Raw genomic sequence first — 15,742 nt, 5'->3', positions numbered from 1 at the left:
GTCCCGTGTCGTTCCGATTCCTCCGGCTGACGGTCAGGGTAATGGGCGCAGCAGCCGGGAACTCAGCCTTTGAGCGGCGCGCCGTCATGTGGAACTGCGCAGCGCGGCCCAGGTGTCGGGGCCCACGAGACCGTCGACGTCCAGGCCCTTGGCGCTCTGGAACTTCTTGACCGCGGCCAGGGTGGCGTCGCCGAACTGGCCGTCCACGCCCGCGCCGCCGAGGCTGTAACCGCGCTTGTCCAGCATGCACTGCACCTGTGTGACGCGGCGGTTCTTGTCACCGTGCCGGGTCAGCTCGGTGCCGGAGTAGTACGTGCACTGGGCGTTCCACGGTGGTTCGGCGGGCGTCGTGGGGGTCTCGGTCGGGGAGGTGCCGGTGCCGCCGCCGCCGCTTGCGTCGCCGGAGGTGGCGGTGACGGTGACCGTGGGCTGCGCGCCGCCCGCGCCGCCGCCGGACCCGGACGCATCGCCGCCGTCGACGGCCGCTCCGCCCGTGGTCTGTCCGTCCTCGCCCCGGTTCTCGCCCTTCTCCTTGTCCGGCTCATTGTCCTTCTCCGTCTCCTTCTCCTCGTCGGAGGGAGAGGCGGAGGGGCTGGGAGAGGCCGACGCCGGCTCGTCCTCGGAGGCGGTGCCGCTGGAGGTGCTGGAGGTCGTCGGGAGGGCGGAGGCCGTTTCGCCGAGCTCGGGGCGGGTGAGGAGGAAGGCGCCGACGGCCACGGCGACCACGGCGATGCCCGCGACGGCTGCGAGGTACGGCTTCCGTCGCGACCGTCGCGTGCCGCTCTCGCCGTTCCCGGTGGCGGGCGGGCCCTGCGGGACCATGCCGTACGGCGCTGGCGGCGTGGCGGTGCCGTACGCACCTGGCGGGGTCGACGACGGGGTGCCGTACGGGCCGGGAGCAGGGGAGACCCCGCGCTCCGTGGGGGCCCGGAGGTGGACGGTCTGCTCCACGGAGGCGCTCTCCAGCACCTCGCAGGCCTGCTGCCGGGAGCGCAGCCGGCCGCCCAGGGGCTCCTGCCAGGAGGGTGCGTGACCGTGCCCGGCGGCCGTGGCCGCGTCGATCAGCTGCCGCGGGGTGGGCCGCGCGGCCGGGTCCTTGGCGAGGCAGGCCGACAGGAGTGCGGCCAACCCGGGGTCGGCCGCCGAGAGTTCGGTCATGACCTCCGGCTTCGGCTCCTCGAAGGCGACCCGGTGCATCACGTCCACGCCGGTTCCGTCGCCGAAGGGGGCGTTGCCGGTGCTGGCGTAGACGAGGCTGCAGGCGAGCGAGAAGACGTCGGAGGCGGTGTCGCAGCGGCCCTCGCGCAGATACTCGGGCGACATGTAGGCGGGGGTGCCGACCCGGGAGCCGGTCGTGGTGATGGCGCTGCTGTCCGCGGCCTGCGAGATGCCGAAGTCGATGACGTGTGCGCCCTGGAGGGACAGGATCACGTTGGACGGCTTGAGATCACGGTGTACGACCCCGGCGGCGGCCATCGCCGACAGGGCCTGTCCGAGGTCGGCGACCAGCCGCCACACCCCGGCCGGGCCCAGGACGCCGCACTCGCGGACGGCTTCGGCGAGGTCGAGGCCGGGCAGGTACTGCGTGGCCATCCACAGCAGCGAGTCGTCGAACCCGGTGCCCAGCAGCTGGGGCGCGCGCGGGGTGTGCACCTGGGCGTGTACGGCGGCCTCGCGCTCGAACCGCCGCCGGAACCGGGGGTCTTCGGCGTACTCGGGCCGGATGACCTTGACGGCGGCGAGGCCGGGGCTGTCGTCGGCGGGGCGGGCCAGGTAGACATGGCCCATGCCGCCGCTGCCGAGCAGCCCGAGCGGGACGTACGGTCCGATCCGCGTGGGGTCGGCGGCCCGCAGCGGCCTCGCGCCCGCCTGCCTCAGCGCGGCTTCGCCGGACGCCGGAGTGTAGGACGGACGGGGCTGCGGCTGGTCTGTCATGGATCCCCCGAGTGCCTTTCTGACCCAACGAACTCTTGGCTCACGTCGGTTGGCACAACGCTATCGTCCGGGGCGGGGGAGGGGTCCGGCGGCGCCGGAATCGGGACGGCCGCGGTGAGCGGGGGAAACCTGACGCTCACCGCGGCCGCGTACGGGATCGACCGCCCATCCCTGTTGAGCGGTCTCCTCCGCCGGCCGTGCCGCCTCCCCCCGGGGACGGCACGGGGCCATGGTGGTCTACCGCGCTCGGGCGCGCTTCAACGCGGCCTGCCGCGCCCCGCGGAAGTCCTTCAGCATGGAAGTGCCAGCCTGCGGAAGCGCCTTCTCCACCCGTTTCTGGGCTCGGGCGATCTGCTCGGCAAGACCGACCTCGGCCTGGCACGCGGCGTCTCGCACGGCGATCCTCAGCTCCTCTTTCCCCGTTGCGCGGAGGGCGGCCCTGTCCGACCTCGCGGAGTCGAGCCGCTTCTTCACCGCCTTGAGCGGATCCTTGCGGCCCTGATACCGGAAGCCCTCGTCCCGCATGCACGTAGCCCATTTCCGCTCTGCCGCCTTTACGAGGGCGTGATCGAGCGTGTCCTTCACGATGGAGCCGCGGAGGTGCTGCAGGGTGTAGTAGTTCCGATCCCAGGAAGTGCCGTACAGCGCCTTGCGCGCGACGTACACACAGGCATCGGTCGGAATCGACACGGTCGGCCCGTCCTGCAGTTCGATCTCCTCGCGTGGCCCGTCCGCCGTCCCCTTGAGCGCTTCTTCCCAAGCACGGCGATCGCGCTCGGACAGTGCTGACAGGCGCTGGGCGTTCGGGTCGGCGGGCGGCTCCCGCAACCGCTGCACGGTCAGGCCGTAGCCGTTCTGGGCCGCCTGGCTTCGCGTCAGCAGACCATAAGGACTTGCCGCCGTCGTCCCCCGGGTGTCGCCGACCGGCACCACGCTGTAGCCGAATCCCCGGTCCGCCATGCATTTCCGGACTTCTCGTTCTTCGGCACGGTGCAGCGCGGCGGACTCGGCCGCGGTGTAGCGGAGCGCGCCGCCCAGGGGGTGAGGGTCGGGCTGGTCCTCCGCCGCGGCCTCGTGGCCGGGTGACGTGGAGCACCCGGCCACGAGGAGCGCTGCGGCGGTCAGCCACAGCAGCCTGCGCATCGCGTCACACGCACCAGTTGTTGGACGCGAGGTCGTCGGCGAAGTCGCCGTTGCGGAATCCGTCCAGGTTGGAGACCCTGGCGCCGCGCGGCAGGACGAACGAGTCGCCCGTGTAGTTCAGTCCGTCGTGGATGCGGACGTTGCAGTTGTTGCCGTTGTTGTAGACCGACTCCGCGTTGTCGAACTTGTGGTACTGGAGCAGGTTGCTGTTGTCGCCGAACACCTCGCCCGGGTCCCCCGCACCGTTGTCGGAGAGGTACGCGCACAGCGCGCCGGAGCTGCAGTCGCTCCACGCGGCGTTGGCCGGCGTGGCGGTGGCGGCAATGCCCAGTCCCGCGAGCATCGCCGTACCGACCACGGCCGCGATCTTCTTCCTGATCATGTGACGTCCTCCTCGTGCGATGACCGCCTTCCCTGACGGCTCACCCATCACCCTGGGTGCGGCGAAGGAGGAGCGGTACCTGAAATGTTCCAGGTTCGCCTTGGCTGCTCCGCGTCACAGGATGAGTGGATCGGACTCAACGCGTAGCGGCTCCCAGTCGCCCGGACCACTCCTGGAACTTCGGGGCGACGCGCGTCAGCCCTGCGCTGTCCGGCCCGGTCGCCAGGTAGTAGAGGGACTCGTCCACGGAGTCGTCGTCGCCGCCCCAGCGGACCGTTCCCGCGCAGTCCGCGACGATGTCCCGGATTCTGTGAACCTGCTGCGGGAAGTAGCTGCCCCGGGATCTGGCGCCCGGGACGATCCGCAGGGCGGTGCCGGACGACAGGTTGGAGGCGGGGCTCGTCAACGGCGTGCGGCCGATTCCGCTCCAGCCCAGGATGTCGCCGGCGCGGAGTTCCTGGACCTCGTAGTGGAACCGGCGCGCTATGTGGAGGAGAAGGAGTTCCGGCAGCCCGATCCGTACCTCCACGCTGAGCCCGGTTCCGGACACGGAGCGGGTCCAGACCGTCGAGACGTGGTTGGCCTGGTGCTGGATCTCCCAGCCGTTCTGCGACAGCGGGATCTTCGTCGGCCGTGGGCCGGACTTCGGCGCGGTGCGGTCGGCTGCCGTGGCCGTGCCGGACGGAAGGAGATGCGCGGCCGCGGCCGCGGTGCCGACGGCCAGGACGGTACGTCGGTTGAGGTGTCCGTTCATGTCGAAGCCCTTCAGTTCGTCCGGCTGATCCGGTTGTACCGCTCCAGTACCTGGTACAGGCCGATCAGCTCGCGCCCGTACTTCTGAGCCCCCTCGTCAACGCCGTTGTAGCGGGCGAGGATCTCCTGGGTGTCGCTGTCGCTCGTATTGAGGCCGGGGCGCGGGACGTTGGTTTGGTACGCGTTGAAGATGGTGAGGTAGGCCGCGGTGGTGATGTTGTACATCGGGTCGTCGTGCAGGCGATTCCACACGTCCCGCCTGTCGTCCTCGGTGAGGCGGTCGCCGTTGATGATCCCCTTGTCGATGCAGTAGTTGCGGGCCGCGATGGCCACCCAGGCGAAGATCTGCCCCCAGCCGGTGCTGGAGTCGTCCCTGCGGCCGGCTTTGACCTCTTCGTCGGCGACCTTGTCCAGGACGTTCCACTTGCGCAGCTCCCACAGCACGGGAGCCTGCACCAGGGCTTTGCGGAGGCGGAGAAGCCTGGCGAGGTCGGTGAACAGCCAGTCCATGCTGAGAACGTCGTCGAAGGCGTCGGTGGTGGAGTTGCCGCCTATGGTGGCCCAGTCGTCGTCGGTCCAGCCGTCGCCGCCCGTCTCGGGAACCCCGATCTCCTCCAGGTACCTCTGGACCTCATCGAGGGCGGTGCTGCGGAGGCTGGTGTCGAAGTCGGTGTCGAGACCGGAGGTGTCCAGGGCCGGGGCGAAGGAGTTCTGGCCCCGGTCGCGGCCGGAAACGATGTTGACGTCGATCTCGATCCGTCCGTCCCCGGAGCCGATGGTCTTGGTGACGATCTGGTCGAAGGCCCAGTTGCGGGGGAGGGGATAACCGATGTTCCCGGAGAATCCGGCCGACATGTCGGACACGAAGCTCGTGACGGCGTACCCCTGGTCGGAGACGCGCTGACACACGTTCCGGGCGCCGTAAATGCCCACGTTGTAGGAGGAGTTCTCGCCGACTGTCCCGTGCACGCCCTTGAAGTGCGGGATGATGTGCTCGGTGACTTCCCAGTCGACGGCGTCGTAGTCGACGGCGAAGTAGATGGTGGTGCCGTTCTTGAAGCCGTGGCGCTTCGCCCACTCGATGGCCGACAGCGCGGCGCGCACCCCCGCATCGTAGGAGAAGTCGCCCACGGCGCGGTTCCACGTCTGGTAGATCGGGAAACAGCGCAGGCCGTTGGCGGCGATGGTCTCCAGTTCGCCGGGCTGGATCTGCTTTTCCGGCAGCGCGCTTCCCCCAGGGTTGAGATAGCGGCCGACGATCTCGATGCCCTCGGACTCGAGGGTCGCGGCGCGGGCGTTGGTGATCTTGGTGACGCCGTCGCAGCCGGCTCCCTTGCGGGTCTGGTCGCCGAAGGAGACCAGCAGTGATGCCCAGGTCGAGGCGTCCGCCCTGCCGGTTTCGTCGAGCGCGACGAACCGCTGGAAGGCGCGGACGGCCTCGGCCGTGCTGGGGCCGTAGGTCTCGGTGAACGTGGTGGAGCGCTTGGTGAAGCAGAGGGCTGCGGAGAACAGGCGTACCCAGTTTCCCGTGGATCCGACGGCCAGGGTGTGGTCCTTCAGCCCATTCAGTGTCTTCGGACCGAACCAGCCGGTGGCGACGCCGTCGGCCATGCCCAGTTCGTACTGGACGGCGTAGATCATGGCGGTGGCGACGGTGCGGGAGTAGTGGCCGTCGCACGGCATGATGAAGAAGTCGCGGCGCTTGACGTAGCGGCCGTTGAGCCACCGCTGGATGTCACAGATCGTCTCTGATCCGTTGTTCACCACCACGTAGGCGTCCATGGTCAGCAGGGCCTTGAAGACCTTGGGGACGAGGTCCGAACCGGGGTAGGCGCCGCCGACGCCCATCCGCGCCTTCATGAGGGCGACCGCGTCGGCGGTGCGCTCGTCGTAGATTCCGTTGATGCCGCTTCCGTCGTAGCCCTTGGCGTAGAGCGCGGACTGGATGATCATGGTGACGTTGGCGGGGGTGTCGCCGAAGCCGATGCTCGGCCAGGCCGACTCCAGCCTGGACAGCGTCGTCGGACCGAAGTTGTTCGACAGGCCGGTGATACCGAGCTCGTACTGGAGGGCGCGGGTCAGGGCATACATCAGCTGCCAGCTGGTGATGCCGTCCGTCTCGACCTCCATACCGATCTTGTCTTCGCCGTAGACGGTGTTCACGAATCTCTGGGCCCTGCGGACCATCTCGTCTGCCACGTGACGTCCCTTTCCGGAGGGGTAGGGAGGCTCACCGTGGCCGGGGGCCGAGCGCGGCGGTACCTCAAGATTTGCAGGTACCCCCAGCTGCGCTCGCTCCCCAGACTGGCCGTGCATGGCAGACCGCCCATGCCGAGCTGGGGGAAAGGACGATTCATGAAGCTGAAGAGACGGCTGACCACGGCGGCCATGGGGGTGGCGGCGAGCGGGGTGCTCATCGTCGCCACGGCGGGCGCGGCGCACGCGGCGAGCAAGAGCGTCAGCCGCACGGGCGTCAGTGTGTCGGCGAGCTGGGACTGGTCGGCGAACTCGCTCAAGGACGTGGACTACTCCGTCAAGGACACGCGCTGCGACGCCAACGACGTGTACGCGAGGATGCGCGTCTACACCAAGCTCAACCAGGACGGGACCGACACCTCGAAGCGCTACAACTCCGCCGGCTGCGGCACCGCCGTGGACTACAAGGACCTCAGGTTCGATGCCAGCAACCACATCACCGGCATACGCGTGTACGCGTGTGTCGATGATGCGGGCAGCGACTCCTGCAGCCGCTCCGGCTTCATCGACAACCCGAAGGTCGACTGACGCACCGCGGTGGCCCCGACTGCAGCGGGGCCACCGCGGCCTTTGATCACGACTGAGGACAGCGCCTAGCCGTCCACCTCGTACTGCCCCACCTCGATGAAGTGCCGCAGTGCCTCGGGCGTGCCGTCCTCAAGGGCGGCCTCCGCCGCTGCCCGCAGCGCGTCGCTGATGTCCGGGTCGGCCAGGATGCGGAACGTGGCGACGCGGTCGTCCTCGGCCTGGGCGAGGCGGTAGCCGGTCTCGCGGAAGGCCCGCAGGGCTTCCGGGGTGCCGACCTCAAGGGCCTTCGTGGCTTCCCGGACGACCGCCTTGTAGTCGTTCTCCTGGCCGATGTGCAGGATCCGGAAGGTGGCGACGCGGTCGTCCTCGAACTGGGCGAGGCGGTAGCCGGTCTCCAGGAAGGCGCGCACCGCCTCCGGAGTAGCCGCGTCGAGGGCCTTGTTGGCCTCCCGGATGACCGCCTTGTCGCCGTTCTGTGTGGCGATATGGAGGATGCGGGCGGTGGCGACCATGTCGTCCTCGAACTGGGCGATCCAGCGACCCGTCTCCAGGAAGTACCGCTGGTCCTCGATGGTGCCGTCCATGGCCTTCTGCGCGGCGGCGTAGACGGCCTTGCCGGTGCTCGGGTCGGCGATGATGCGCATGATCGCGACGCGGACGTCGTCGTCGGACATCTCGTCGACGTTCGAGGTGGTCGCGTCGGACGCGGTCGCCACGGTGGTGGCCGAGGACGCGGCTACGGCCGGGGTGGCCAGCAGAAGGGCCGGGGTCAGGGCGGTTGCCACGAGGGCCAGGGCAGCACGGGTCGGTCTCACGGGTGAGCCTTTCTTCCCAGGATTACCAGTGAACACATGTTCCCTTACGTCGCACCGGAGTTCACTGCCGGAACCCAGCAGTTTTCGGCCGTCCGTCGTTGCGTGCGCGTCTTGGCTCACGTGCGGGAGGGGTCCCGTCGGCCCGGCCGTAGATTCGCCGGCATGACGCTGATCGTCGGGTGTGTGCTGGTGGGCGCGGTGGTCGCCGTGCGCCGGGTCCTGCTGTACGGCCCGGTGGAGCCGGGCCGGATCGCACTGCGGCTCGTCGGCACCATGGCGGCGGTCGGCCTGGTGTCGTGGGGGCTGATGCTGCTGCCGCCCGTCAACGATGCCGTCCTCGGCGATCTGCCGCGCAACATATGGGACTTCGAGCGCATCTGCGAGGACGACCGCAATGGCGAGCCGTTCCCACGCGCGGCCTCCTACGAGCCGGGGCCCGGGCCGCATCCGTGGGTGGCGATACACAACGGCGGGGCTCTGTCCTCCGCCCAGGGCACGGAGACGAAGGAGTCAGAGTCGATCGAAGAGGAACCGGACCCGGACACAGTGGAGTTGGTGGCGTGTACGGAGCCGACCGGATCGGTGCCGGGTACGGAGTTCACCTGCTCGTACAGCATGGTGGGCCCGGTCGAGTTCTCCCGGGGCGTCTACACCGTCACCGTTGTCGAAGCACGCACCGGCGACCTGGTCGGCAGGGACACGGTGAGGGGTGACATGGAGTGCCCATACGTCATCGGAGCGAAAGAGACGGGGCCTTTCTACACCGATCCTCAATGGGAAGCGTACGCGGACCTGTTCGCCGATATTCAGGCCGCCCCGTCCGGCTCCTAGCGGGGCCCTGCCCGCTCACAACTGCCCGCCCTTGCGCAGCGCGCTCCACGTCCCCGGCCCCACGACCCCGTCCGCGTCCAGTCCCGTCCGCTTCTGGAACGTCACCACGGCACCGTGCGTGAGCGGGCCGAAGTCGCCGTCCACCTCGCCGACTTCCGTGATGCCGTGCAGATAGCGCAGCAGGCACTGCGCCTCGCGGACCTGGCTGCCGCCGTCACCCCGCTTGATGACGAAGTCCCAGGTGCCGCTCGAACCGGCGGTGTAACCGCGGCCGTGGGTCTGGTCCTCGTACACCACGGGCTTCTTGCAGGTGGGAGGTGCGGAGGCGGCGGGAGGCGAGTCGCGGAGTGCGTACGTCACCGCCGTGCCGCCGAGTACCGTCGCCGCCACCATCGCGGCGACCAGCGCCGGACGCCACCGCCGGGGCCGCAGCCTCGGCAGCCGGGCGGAGCGGGAGGTGCCCGCCGCCTCCTCCACACGGCGCAGGAGTGATGACGTGTCGTGGGCGATGCGGTCCCGGTGGGTGCGGGACAGACAGTCCGTCACGATCTCCCGCCAGGCCGCCGGGAGTTCGGGGGACAGGCGCAGCTCCTCCGTGCCCCTGGCGTAGCGCGTCGCGGCGTCCGCGCGGGCCTCCGCCGAGCTGCCCGGGAGGGGAAAGGTCCCGGTGAGGACGACGTGCGCCAGGACGCCGTAGGCCCAGATGTCGGCGGTCGGGCGGATCCGCGTGCCGCGCTCGTCGACCTCCGGCCACAGCAGCTCCGGCGGGGTGTAGTCGGGCGTGGCGAAGGCGGGGGCGTAGGCGTGGGTTCCCTCCAGCTCCGCGGCCATGTTGAAGTCGGCCAGCCGTACCGAACCGTCCTTCAGCAGCAGCACGTTGGCCGGCTTCAGGTCGCCGTGCAGCCAGCCCGCGTGATGCAGCTGGTGCATGCCCTCGCAGATCTGCGCCAGCAGGGCCGGGCCCGACTCGGGCTTCGGGCTGTGCTCCAGCACGGCGTCCAGAGATCCCTCCGCCCGCTCCAGTACGAGGACGGTGGCGCCGTCGAGCTCCGGGTGCCCGGGGTCGTCGACCGTCAGGGTGTCGTACATCCGGATCAGCCGGGGTGCGCGCAGCCGCCCCAGCAGCTCCACCTCCCTTTCGGCCAGATCGCGCAGGTGGCGCAGCTGGCGTGGGGTGCGGGTGCCGGTGGCCAGGAACTTCAGGGCGGCCACGGGCGGCAGCTCCGGGTCCTGTGCCTGCGTGCGCCGGGCCGCGTAGACCGTGGCGAACGCGCCGGAGCCGAGGGGCTCGCGCACCTCCCACGGGCCGATCCGGTAGCCCTTCGGGACCGGAACCGGGCACGGCGTCCCCCCGGTCACCGCAGCGCCCCGCTCGTGGCCGCGGCCAGCACCGTCAGGTCGTCCTCGCACACCAGGTCGAAACGCAGCGCCAGTGAGACCAGCGACTCCTTCTTGCCGTTGACGCGCCGGCCGGGCTCGGCGGTGTCCGGGCCGGGGCGCAGCCGCAGCTTGAGGGCCAGGTAGTCGATGTTCCAGTAGACGGTCGAGCGGCTGACCGTCGGCCAGGACGGGCGCAGTCGCTCCACCAGCTGCTCCACCGTGGGCAGCGGGGCGTGCGGTTCGCCGCGCAGCCGGGGCTCGCACAGGGCGGTCAGCACCGCGAAGTAGCGGCTGGTGCGGTCCAGGGCGAACGCCGGTGCCGTCGCGGGGCCGGGCAGTCCCCGGCGGTCGGCGCTGCGGAAGGCGTGGCGCGGCGCCCAGACGTCGAAGGTGAGCAGGTCTCCGGCGGCGGGCAGCACCACCCGCGCGAACTCGAACGGCACGGGAGCCTCCAGACGGCCCGGCGCGACCTTGAGATGCTCGCCCGCGCCCTCCGGGTTCTCCACGACGTAGGTCTGGTCCTCACTGAGGTTGCTCAGCAGCCAGAAGGAGCGGTGTGCGGTGATCTCCCCGGCGACCCGGGGCACCCCCTGATGCGCGATGGCCAGGCCGCCGTCCGGCGTGGCCCTGCCGAACATCAGCCGCTCGCCGACGGCGATCCGGATCTGGTCGTCCACACGTGCGCACGACGGCGGTACGACGATGACGCTGTACATGGAGTCGGTCCCCCTCCATATCCCCAGTTCAACGCTCAACATCGGCAGATTAAGGGGCGCCTGAGCCCGACTCCGAAGCTTTCGGCCGCCATGGCGCGTCGCGGCCTCGAACGGTACCTGTGAAGTCACAGGGTCACCTCTTGCCCGCAGGGGTGTACTCCTTGAGGTAGTGGGCGACGCGGGTGGCGTAGTCGCGGTACTTCGGGGGAACACCGCCCGCGTTGTTCACGACCTTGGTCGAGGTGCGGTAGGCGGCCGCCAGCAGGACCCGGCGGTCGCCTGCCAGTCCGGTCTTGTTCAGGCGGGGTTCCATGAAGCACAGGTAGCGGCCGACGGCCGGGATGGACTCTTCGGGGGTGAGGGGAGGCCTGGGGGTCTCCGACGCGGGAAGGCCGTCCGCGCGGATGTACCAGCGCAGGATGCTCGGCGTCCAGCGGGCGATGCCGTACTCGCCCTCCCCGCCCGCGCCCGGGTCGGAGAGGTCCGGGTCGAAGTTGCTCTCCGCCTTCAGCAGGGCGGCGATCAGCGCGGGCGTGACCTCGGCGTGGACGCAGTCGTGGGCGGAGTCCACGATGAGCCGGCGGTAGGCCACCGGGACGCCCTTGTCGGTGCGGAGTTCGGCGGCGCCGTAGGTGGCGGCCGTGACCTTCTCCCTCTCGCGGCCGCCGGTGCCACCGCCGTCGGCCCAGGTGCTGATGCCGTAGCCGAGCGAGGACACCGCCACCACGGCGGTCGCGGCGGCCAGCACCGTCGTACGGCGCGAGCGGCGGCGGGGGAGCAGGGCCCGAGGCAGCCGCGGCGAGCGACCCGTGCCGGCCGCGGCCTCCACCCGGCGCAGCAGGTCCTGGGTGGAGACGCGGTCCTCGTGCGTACGGGTCAGACAGTCGCGGACGATCTCCCGCCAGACGTCCGGGAGTTCGGGCGACAGCCGCAGCTCGTCGGTGCCGCGCGCATAGGCGGCGGCCGCGTCGCGGCGGGCCGTCGGCGTGGCGCCGGGCAGCGGGAAGGAGTCGGTGAGGACCAGATGGGCCAGGACGCCGAACGCCCAGACGTCCGCCGAGGGCCGGATACGTCGGCCCCGCTCGCCGATCTCCGACCACAGCAGCTCCGGCGGCGTGTAGTCGGGCGTGGAGAAGGCGGGCGTGTACGCGTGCGTGCCCTCCAGTTCCGCCGCCATGTTGAAGTCGGCCAGCCGGGCCGAACCGTCCGCCATCAGCAGCACGTTGGCCGGCTTGAGGTCGCCGTGCACCCAGCCCGCGTGGTGCAGTTGCGCCAGCCCCTCGCAGATCTGCGCGAGCAGCGCGGGACCGGCGTCGGGGCGCGGGTCCGCCGCCAGCAGCGTCGACAGGGAGCCCTCCGCTTTCTCCAGTACGAGGACGGTGGCGCCGTCGAGGGTGGGGCTGGCCGGGTCGTCGACGACGAGGGTGTCGTACATCCGGATCAGCCGCGGCTGCTTGAGCCGGCGGTGCAACTCGACCTCGCGCTCGATGAGTTCGCGCAGGTGGGTGAGTTGGCGCGGGGTTCCGGTGCCGGTGGGCAGGAACTTCAGGGCCGCGGACCCGGGGAGGGCGTCCCCTTCGACGCGCCGCGCCTCGTACACGCTCCCGAACGCCCCCGTGGCGATCGGCTCCCGCACCTCCCAGGCGCCCACCCGGTACCCCCGGGGCACCGGCACGGCGTACGGCTCGGTCACCGCGCGACCCGGCCGGCGGCGGGCTCCCGGAGGACGACGAGGTCGTCCTCCCGTACGAGGTCGAAGCGGAGCGCCAGCGACACCAGGGACTCCTTCTTGCCGTTGAGCCGTGGGCCGGTGTCCGCGGTCTCCGGGCCGGGCTTGAGGCGCAGTTTCACGGCGAGGTAGTCGATGTTCCACTGCACCGAGGTGCGCGAGGCCGCGGGCCATGTCGGGCGCAGCCGGTCCACGACCTGGTCGACGGTGGGCAGTGGGGCGTGCGGTTCGCCGCGCAGCCGGGGCTCGCACAGGGCGGCCAGCACCGCGAAGTACCGCTTCGTACGGTCCACCGAGAAGGCCGGCGCGGTCGTCGCCCCGTCCAGGCTGCCCTCGGAGCTGAGGTAGTCGTGGCGCGGCGCCCACACCTGGATCGCCAGCAGATCGCCGGCCGCGGGCAGCACGATCCGCGAGAACTCGAACGGGATCGGCGCGTCCAGCCGCCCCGGCCCGACCTTGATGTGCTCGCCCGCACCCTCCGGGTTCTCGACGACGTACGTCTGCTCCCGGCTGAGGTTGCTCAGTATCCAGAAGGCGCCCTGCGCGGTGATCTCACCGGCTCTGCGGGACACCCCGTCGTGCCCGATGGCGAGGCCGTTGTCGGAAACGGACCGCCCGAAGCCGAGCCGCTCGCCGGGCGCCAGCCGGATCTGGGTGGGATGGTTCTCGTCCTCCGTGGTCGGCGGAGGTACCACGATGATGCTGTACAAGGTGCGTCTCCCCGTGCCTGACGGCTACCCACGCCAGAGTAGGGCGACGCGGCCGGGCCGTGTCCCCCTCGAACAGGTGAGACACGGCCCTCGGCAGTTATTGGCGTGAACCGGACCCTGACTACCGCGTTTTCGGTGAAGGTCCGGTGTGCGTCAGTAGCGGGGGCGGTTGAACCACGCGCCGCCGTTCCTGTTGGCGCAGAAGACGATGATCAGGATGCCGAGGACCAGGCTGATCAAGGCGAAGATGTTGGCGCCGAGCAGATTGATGACGCTGAACAGCGTGACGACCGAGCCGTAGATGATCGCGGAGACCCGCACGCCGCCGCGGCCGGAGGCGAACTTCATGCCGGTGAGGATGGCCCAGGCCGCGAAGGCCAGCACAATGACGCCGAGCACGATCATGACGCCCGCGCCGACGTCGGCGATGGTGTCCGCGTCCTGCGAGGAGACGCTGCTGTCGGACTCGGCGGCCTCCGAGATCAGGTCGGCGAACCAGGCGCTGGCCACCATCATCAGCACACCGCCGAGCGCCTGGAAGCCGCCCAGGATGAACAGCATCACCCGCGCGGCCTTCACACCGCCCGGCATCTGCGTCGGTCCGGCCGGGTAGCCGCCGTACGGCTGCTGCATCGGCGGGGCCGCGGGGTAGCCGTAACCGGGCTGCCCCTGCTGGGGCTGCTGCGGGTAGCCGTAGCCCGGCTGGCCCTGCGGCTGTTGGGGCGGGTAGCCGGGCTGCTGGCCCTGGGGCGGCGGGCCGTAGGGGTTGTTCGGGTCGCCGAAACTCATGGCGGTCTTTCCTCCGTTGTCCGAGTGCGGGGACGCGCGGCACGGTTCGGAGGAAGGTCTACTGATGCGGTTTGTCCCCCCGGTACTGCCCGCGGCACTGCCGTCACATCGTTCTTTAATCAGCTCTTACTTGTCCAGCCGCGTTCCCTATGTGTTGTGCAAGTGCAACATCGCTGATCATGGGCGGATACGGGCGTAGATCAGCTGCCGTGGGCCCATGGCCGACCCGGATTGGAACCGCGAGGGCGTCATCCAGGAAGATGGGAGTCATGACCGCCCAGATTCTCGATGGCAAGGCCACCGCAGCCGCGATCAAGTCCGACCTGACCGCCCGCGTGGCGGCGCTGAAGGAGAAGGGCGTCACGCCCGGCCTCGGCACGATCCTGGTCGGGGACGACCCCGGCAGCCAGAAGTACGTCGTCGGCAAGCACCGCGACTGCGCCCAGGTCGGTATCGCCTCCATCCAGCGCGAACTGCCCGCCACCGCGACCCAGGAGGAGATCGAGGCCGTCGTCCGCGAGCTGAACGAGGACCCGGCCTGCACCGGTTACATCGTCCAGCTGCCGCTGCCCAGGGGCATCGACGAGAACCGCATCCTGGAGCTGATGGACCCGGCCAAGGACGCGGACGGGCTCCATCCGATGAACCTGGGCCGCCTGGTCCTCAACGAGCCGGCGCCCCTGCCCTGCACCCCCAACGGCGTGCTCACCCTGCTGCGTCAGCACGGCGTCGAGATCAAGGGCGCCGAGGTCGTGGTCGTCGGCCGCGGCGTCACCATCGGCCGGCCGATGCCGCTGCTGCTGACCCGGCGCAGCGAGAACGCGACCGTGACCCAGTGCCACACCGGCACCCGCGATCTGGCCTCGCACCTGCGCCGCGCCGACATCATCGTCGCCGCCGCGGGCTCCGCCCATCTGGTCCGTCCCGAGGACGTGAAGCCGGGCGCGGCCGTCCTCGACGTCGGTGTCTCGCGCAACGCCGAGGGCAAGATCGTGGGCGACGTCCACCCCGGCGTCGCCGAGGTGGCCGGCTGGATCTCCCCGAACCCCGGTGGCGTGGGCCCGATGACCCGGGCGCAGCTGCTGGTCAACGTGGTCGAGGCGGCGGAGCGCAGTGTCGGCTGAGGCGGGCTCCGAGAAGGCGGAGGAGATCGAGGACATCGAGGTCCGGGATCCGGTGAGCGCGCCGGACGCGGAGGGCACGCCCCGGCGCACCACCCGCCGCTTCCCGCTGTTCACGAAGGACACCGCGCGCCCCGAGGGCGGCGGCCGCGCGGCGCCCGGCGACCTGCCGGCCCCGGCCCGGCAGTGGCCGGTCCTGGTGGTCCTCGGGCTGGTCGGGGTCGGTCTGCTGGTCACCGCGCTCGACGTGTTCCGGGTCGGCATCCTGCTGATCGGCGGCGCCCTGCTGGCCGGCGCGGTGATGCGCTGGCTGCTGCCGAGCGTCGGCATGCTCGCGGTGCGCTCCCGCTTCACCGACATAGTGACGTACGGCGTACTGGGCCTCACGATCGTGCTGCTGGCGCTGATGGCGCAGCCGGACCCGCTGTTGAAACTCCCGTTCCTGAAGGACGCGCTGCACTTCACGGTGGAGAGCTGAGGCACCGCACCTGACGGCGGCCCGTCCTCTCCCCCGAGGAAGGACGGACCGCCGTCCGCGTCAACCCTCGGGCACGGTGAAGGGGCTGTTCAACGGCTGTCAGTGCGCTGTGGCACGGAGGTGACCGTTCCGCTACGTCGCGCACGTCGTGGAACCGACGCGCCGTGTCGTGTCGT

General features: G+C 70.5%; 15 protein-coding genes. 4 read left to right on the top strand and 11 right to left on the bottom strand.

The genetic code is table 11. The features are described 5' to 3' along the window. Positions 1-84: 84 nt before the first annotated feature. The 5 genes from IM697_RS40005 to IM697_RS39985 form a co-directional block, all read right to left on the bottom strand. On the bottom strand, positions 85-1,935 hold the full coding sequence (locus IM697_RS40005) for a serine/threonine-protein kinase (RefSeq protein WP_194041777.1): 1,851 nt from the start codon (positions 1,933-1,935) through the stop codon (positions 85-87). A gap of 237 nt (positions 1,936-2,172) precedes the next feature. Then, positions 2,173-3,078: a hypothetical protein gene (locus IM697_RS40000; RefSeq protein ID WP_194041775.1), complete on the bottom strand. Its 906-nt coding sequence runs from the start codon at positions 3,076-3,078 to the stop codon at positions 2,173-2,175. A gap of 4 nt (positions 3,079-3,082) precedes the next feature. Then, positions 3,083-3,460, bottom strand: coding sequence for a peptidase inhibitor family I36 protein (locus IM697_RS39995; RefSeq protein ID WP_194041773.1), 378 nt, complete (start codon positions 3,458-3,460; stop codon positions 3,083-3,085). 136 nt (positions 3,461-3,596) lie between these two features. Further along, a complete protein-coding gene (locus tag IM697_RS39990) occupies positions 3,597-4,214 on the bottom strand; it encodes a hypothetical protein (RefSeq protein WP_194041771.1) in 618 nt (205 codons plus the stop codon). Positions 4,215-4,225: 11 nt separating this feature from the next. After that, entirely contained in the window at positions 4,226-6,412 is a 2,187-nt protein-coding gene (locus IM697_RS39985; protein ID WP_194041769.1) for a glycoside hydrolase domain-containing protein, read from the bottom strand. A gap of 156 nt (positions 6,413-6,568) precedes the next feature. Here IM697_RS39985 and IM697_RS39980 point away from each other — a divergent pair, with 156 nt between their 5' ends. Beyond that, positions 6,569-6,997 carry a hypothetical protein gene (locus IM697_RS39980; protein ID WP_194041767.1) on the top strand — a complete coding sequence of 143 codons (429 nt, stop codon included), beginning with the start codon at positions 6,569-6,571 and terminating at the stop codon, positions 6,995-6,997. A 65-nt stretch (positions 6,998-7,062) separates the two neighbouring features. On the opposite strand, the gene IM697_RS39975 is transcribed toward IM697_RS39980, so the two are convergent. Beyond that, positions 7,063-7,782 (bottom strand): ALF repeat-containing protein, encoded by a 720-nt coding sequence (locus tag IM697_RS39975; RefSeq protein WP_228044360.1) that lies wholly within the window; start codon positions 7,780-7,782, stop codon positions 7,063-7,065. Positions 7,783-7,974: 192 nt separating this feature from the next. On the opposite strand from IM697_RS39975, the gene IM697_RS39970 reads away from it, so the two are divergent. Further along, positions 7,975-8,643, top strand: coding sequence for a hypothetical protein (locus tag IM697_RS39970; RefSeq protein WP_194041763.1), 669 nt, complete (start codon positions 7,975-7,977; stop codon positions 8,641-8,643). Between the two features lie 15 nt (positions 8,644-8,658). On the opposite strand, the gene IM697_RS39965 is transcribed toward IM697_RS39970, so the two are convergent. The 5 genes from IM697_RS39965 to IM697_RS39945 form a co-directional block, all read right to left on the bottom strand. After that, a complete protein-coding gene (locus IM697_RS39965) occupies positions 8,659-10,002 on the bottom strand; it encodes a serine/threonine-protein kinase (protein ID WP_194041761.1) in 1,344 nt (447 codons plus the stop codon). Further along, a complete protein-coding gene (locus IM697_RS39960; RefSeq protein WP_194041759.1) occupies positions 9,999-10,739 on the bottom strand; it encodes a helix-turn-helix domain-containing protein in 741 nt (246 codons plus the stop codon). The genes IM697_RS39965 and IM697_RS39960 overlap by 4 nt, the downstream gene beginning before the upstream one ends. A 133-nt stretch (positions 10,740-10,872) precedes the next feature. Beyond that, positions 10,873-12,432 carry a protein kinase domain-containing protein gene (locus tag IM697_RS39955; RefSeq protein ID WP_194041757.1) on the bottom strand — a complete coding sequence of 520 codons (1,560 nt, stop codon included), beginning with the start codon at positions 12,430-12,432 and terminating at the stop codon, positions 10,873-10,875. Then, positions 12,429-13,178, bottom strand: a complete 750-nt coding sequence (locus tag IM697_RS39950; RefSeq protein ID WP_194041755.1) for an FHA domain-containing protein — start codon at positions 13,176-13,178, stop codon at positions 12,429-12,431. The genes IM697_RS39955 and IM697_RS39950 overlap by 4 nt, the downstream gene beginning before the upstream one ends. Positions 13,179-13,331: 153 nt before the next feature. Further along, on the bottom strand, positions 13,332-13,967 hold the full coding sequence (locus tag IM697_RS39945; protein WP_194041753.1) for a hypothetical protein: 636 nt from the start codon (positions 13,965-13,967) through the stop codon (positions 13,332-13,334). A gap of 269 nt (positions 13,968-14,236) precedes the next feature. Between IM697_RS39945 and IM697_RS39940 the strand changes: the two genes are divergently transcribed. After that, entirely contained in the window at positions 14,237-15,091 is an 855-nt protein-coding gene (locus IM697_RS39940) for a bifunctional methylenetetrahydrofolate dehydrogenase/methenyltetrahydrofolate cyclohydrolase (protein ID WP_194041751.1), read from the top strand. After that, positions 15,081-15,566 carry a DUF3017 domain-containing protein gene (locus tag IM697_RS39935; protein ID WP_194041749.1) on the top strand — a complete coding sequence of 162 codons (486 nt, stop codon included), beginning with the start codon at positions 15,081-15,083 and terminating at the stop codon, positions 15,564-15,566. Before IM697_RS39940 ends, IM697_RS39935 begins: the two co-directional genes overlap by 11 nt. Positions 15,567-15,742: the final 176 nt, after the last annotated feature.

Origin of the sequence: Streptomyces ferrugineus (genome assembly GCF_015160855.1) — a bacterium.
Classification (GTDB): domain Bacteria; phylum Actinomycetota; class Actinomycetes; order Streptomycetales; family Streptomycetaceae; genus Streptomyces; species Streptomyces ferrugineus.
This window is presented reverse-complemented; position numbering and strand designations above follow the sequence as displayed.